The sequence below is a fragment of the Flavobacteriales bacterium genome (assembly GCA_013214975.1).
Classification (GTDB): Bacteria; Bacteroidota; Bacteroidia; order DT-38; family DT-38; genus DT-38.
Genome location: JABSPR010000354.1, coordinates 1 through 5,088, shown reverse-complemented (window position 1 = coordinate 5,088; position 5,088 = coordinate 1). Strand labels below are relative to the sequence as shown.

Sequence of the window (5,088 nt, the reverse complement as noted above, 5' to 3'; positions counted from 1 at the left end):
ATAACCATAACCATAACCACTATAAGCATAGTAATACTTACTCTTCTTTACGCTGATATCGTTCAAGATAAATGCAAAGCCAGGTAAATTATTTTGTTCCTTAATTTCGATTGCCTTTCTCACAATTCCTTTTTTCACAATTTTAGCTCTTAATACAAATAGATTTACGTCCGAATCATGCATTAAATTCAAGGCATCTGTTAACAGTCCAACTGGAGGAGTATCAATAACAGTAAAATCATAATTTTCTTTTCCAAAATCTAAAACTTCCTGCATTTTCTGACTCAGTATTAATTCTGATGGATTAGGAGGTGGTGGTCCGGAGAGCATAATGTCCAAATTATCAATACTACTTTCAGACAAAGCCTCTTCAGGTCTATGCTTTCCAATTAATACAGTACTGACGCCTTTTTCATTGGAAATTGAAAATCCTTTAGAGAATTTCGGACGATGTAAATCCAATTCTACTAACAACACTTTCTTACCTGCACTTGCCAAAATTGCAGCAAGATTTATTGCGCTATATGTTTTACCCTCCCCAGCATTAAACGATGTAATTAATATTCTCTTCGAAGATCCATGATCTAACATATAGTTAAGATTGGCTCTCAGCGCTCTAAAAGACTCCGTTATCATCGATTTCGGATCCTGATTAACTACTAAGTATGGTTCATCCGTATCAAATGACACCAATTCACCAATGACTGGAATATTTGTAATCGATTTCAATTCAGCTGTACTTTCAATTGAATCAAACAGAAAAGTCCTAATTGCTGTTACCCCTACGAAAATCACAATAACAATGATGAAAATATTAGTCCATATTTTCTTTTTATCTGGACCTACAACCCCTGAACTATGAGCATATTCAACAATATGACGAGTTGGCGCAATTGAAGACCTTACAATATTTGCTTCTGCTCTTTTTTCTAACAGAAATGAATAGATTTGTTCATTAACTTCTAATCGCCTTTGGATATTTATAATATCCCTATGCGTTTTAGGAAATTTTTTCAGCATATCTTCATACTTCCTAAGCTCTATACCAAGGTCTTGGACTTGCTCTTCCTTTGCTACTTTCTCATTATTTAGATATGAAATAATGTCCTTCTTTATTAAAGTAATTCGTCTTTCGGTCTCATCTATTGAATTATTTAAAAGAGTGGAGGTATACAATTCTTCGTTAATTAGTAACCGCATTTGATATAACTCGTTAACCGCGTTTACCAAAAATGGATCAGCTGCGTCCACATAAGATTGAGGCGGTAATATCTGGTTATTATCATCATCAATAATATATTCGTATAACTTATCGATAGTTTTCACTTCATAATCAATTTTCTTCATCGCACTCTGAAAGCCTACATAATCATTGAACATTATTTCCTCTTCTTTAGCCAAATTTAAAACAGAGGCGTCTTCTTTATACATTTCCAGATTTAGTCCAATCAAATTCATTTCCTTAGAAACTTGATTCATTTGATCATCAATAAAAGCCAGTGTATTATCACTAACTTCTCTTCTCGCCTTCATTGAATTTTCGACATACACGTAACACAAAGAATCTAAGAACTCAATTGCCCGAGGCAATACTTCATCCTTAATTGTAATTTCCAATATTGCAGTATACTCCAGCGTTCGAATACTTATACTCTGCTTAAACTTAGAAACTAACGAGCCCGGACGATGAGCCTTAATTAAATAGTTATAATTCTTAAATAGATATTTTGAATATTTTGATCTAACCTTCATCAACAAATAAAAATGCTTATTGATAAGAGGTTGATTAAAAAAACCAATCTCATTATATGAAATATCTTTTACTTCATAACTTACCTCATATTTATATTCATCCATTGCGGTGATATGAATAGGCATTTCAAACAAACTAGAATTGTAGACTTTCAAATCTGTTTCAAACGGTAGACTTACACCCGAAATAGGTTCTGTCTTAATCCTACCCACTGTATAATATGACAAACTAAGATCTAATTTCTCTGCAGCCTTGTTTAATATTGGTGTTGATTTAAGAATTCGCATTTCGTTATGCAATTGTTCGTACCCATTTCCAAAAATATTAAATGAGGAGGGCAACTTATCATTAAAATACCCTTTCTCAGGACTAATTAATATCTGAGCTTTAGCAGAATATATATCAATCATTTTATGCGTATACAGAAGTCCGGCAAGAAATCCAACTACAGCAAAAACAACTAAAACATACCAGTTTTTCTGTACTATTCTCCATGCAAACAGTAAATCGTCCGACTTAATTATCGCATTATCGTCAATATCCATTCAATATTCGTTTTTTTCAAATCAACCTTGTTACTCTGCGCCTAAAAGTAAAAAAAAATGAATCTCTCTTCACTCTTTTATTCAAATCAACATCTAATTTTCAACAATTCATCTCCGATTGATACTCGATTATTGAAATTCTGCTCGCACAATTAAATATTTTCAAACTTCAAAGCAGCGAATTGCAAACAATCTTTGTCTAGTTCATTAAACAGACTAAATGTTACAAATTCATTCATTTGCTAGGAATTACTATCTTTGAATGGTATATATGTTTACTATAACATTATGAGTTCGTATAAAATTAGTTTTCTCACGACAATACTCATCCTAACCTCTTCTTATTCTGGGATTTGCGAAACCTATGAATCCAAAGATGGAACATCTGACTGGGATGATGCTGATAGCTGGAATTGCACTGCCGATTGCGGAGAAAACACATATCCTCAGACAGGAGACATAGCCATGATTAATGGTGAAGCTATGAATATTTTGGCGGGTGACCCCGATATTACTATTGCCGAATTAATAATTGATGGAGACATCGCTTCAGGCTCATCTCTTACCATTGCTACAGGAAGGACATTAACGGTTACTGGTGATGTTAGTTTGGATGAAACTGCGGCTTCTGGGAACACGGCAAGTATCGTTTTAGAAGGAACTGCAACACTCAGTATATCTGGCACTTTGGACTTAAATGGCTCAGGAAATACAAAAGCCTTTATCCAAAGTGCTGCCTCGACTAACCTTAATTTAAACGGTCCGTTTACAATGTCAGGAAGCGGAAGTCTTACAGGAGGAGGAACAGTAACTTATGGAAGCTCTAGCGCACAGACATTACAAATAAATGGCTCATTCGTATACTTGGATATCGATTTAGATAATACGAATACAGTCACACTTGGCGGAGCCATTACAGCTTCTAATGTAACAGGTGATATTACTGTAAATAATGGAATTTTCACTAATGCAGGACTAGCTGTTGACGGAGTTGGTGGTAAAACCTTCACAGTAGCAAATGGTGCAACATACACAATGACCGGCACAACAAGTCTTCCCGGTACAATGAATCATTCATTTGGAGCAACCTCAACTGCCAATTATGCTGGAGGAATCCAAACAATTAATACTCCAACAGGTGGAGGAAACTATGGACATATTACTATTTCAGCTGGAGGAGGAAAGTTCATGGGTGCTAATATAACAGTAAATGGAAATGTAACCGTTTCAGCAGGCAACTTTAACAACGCTGCTTATATTCTTACAGGTACAGCAAGTGGAACGCTAACTTTAATGTCTGGCGCTACTATGAGTTTAAAAGGCACAACCACTTTACCTACAGGATTTGTTGCGCATGATTTTCAGACTGGATGCACAGTAACATACTCAGGTGATGGCACCGCACAAACAATAAATGCACCAACCGGTAGTAATTACTGGAAACTTAGGATAAAAAAAGCAGGCACTAAAACACTCGGCGGAAACATAATAGCTAAATTCTTTTTGATGAACTTAGGCACTGTTGATGACGGCGGGTACATATTGGCGGGTACCGGAAGCGGTACGTTTACTATGGAAGCTGGCACAACATATAACCTCGAAGGCACAACAACCTTACCTACTAGCTTTGCTTCACACGATCTTCAAGCTGGTTCTATCATTAATTACACAGGAACAACGCAAACCGTTTCAGCTGCATTCAGTGGTGATTACCAAACTATTAACATATCATCAACTTTAGCCACATTAGGTTCTGCAATTGCTGCCAACGCCAACGTCACAGTGTCATCAGGAGAACTAAATAGCGGAGGGTATGACTTAACTGGTATTGCCGGTGGAACATTTGCTGTTTCGAATGGAGCTAAACTTACACTGACAGGTACAACGGGATTACCTCCTGGCTTTGGCACATATTCTATCGGTGCAACGTCGACGGTAGATTACGCTGGAGGAACACAAACTATTACAGACCCCTCTATAGCCTATGGCCATCTTCTAGTTTCTACTGCTGGAACAAAAACACTTGAGGCTAACCTCTCTGCCGATGGAAACGTCACAGTTTCTGCCGGACGACTTGACAATGGCGGGTTTGCACTTATAGGCACGGGATCAGGAACACTTACCGTTAATAATAATACGGAATTACTTCTTTCGGGTACTTCTTCTCTACCCACATTTACGACATACTCTTTTGCAGATGGTTCAATCGTTAATTATTCTGGTGGTGCTCAAACCATAACACAACCTTCTGATGGAGAAATGTTTTATGGACTTTACTGCTCAGGTAATTCCGCAAAAACATTAGGGACTGATATTAATGTGAAGGGAGAATTAAAACTAGAAGGAACAACAACTTCAATATCTGCGGGCAACAAAGTTGTTTTAATTTCAGATGCAACTAGAACCGCAAGAATTGCCAACTGCGGAACCAATACTATTAGCTGCAATGTAGAAGTACAACGTGCTCTTAGCATTGTTAATGCGGGCTGGAGAGACTTCACCTCCCCTGTTGCAAGCTCAAAAATAGATGATTGGGAGGGCGCTGGAGAAATGACCACTTGTGGCTGGACAGATTCTTATGGTGATTGTGGAGGATGGGTTTCTGGATACTATTACAGCCAAGGAAGTGAGACAGGGCTGGGATCTACAGGATGGGTAACACCTACTAATGACCAAGTGAATACGAGTAGAGTTGGATTTAGTATGTATATAGATGCTACCACTACTATGGTAGACGTAATCGGCCTACCAAATCAAGGAAACCAATACTTTAATACAGGAAGCACTCCT

General features: G+C 37.2%; 2 protein-coding genes. One reads left to right on the top strand and one right to left on the bottom strand.

What is annotated here, in order from left to right; all coding sequences use genetic code 11:
* The coding region (locus HRT72_11460; GenBank protein ID NQY68321.1) for a polysaccharide biosynthesis tyrosine autokinase at window positions 1-2,298 on the bottom strand (2,298 nt) is incomplete at its 3' end.
* 288 nt (window positions 2,299-2,586) lie between these two features.
* Between HRT72_11460 and HRT72_11455 the strand changes: the two genes are divergently transcribed.
* Window positions 2,587-5,088, top strand: a 2,502-nt coding sequence (locus HRT72_11455; GenBank protein ID NQY68320.1) for a hypothetical protein, incomplete at its 3' end; no start/stop codon positions are given.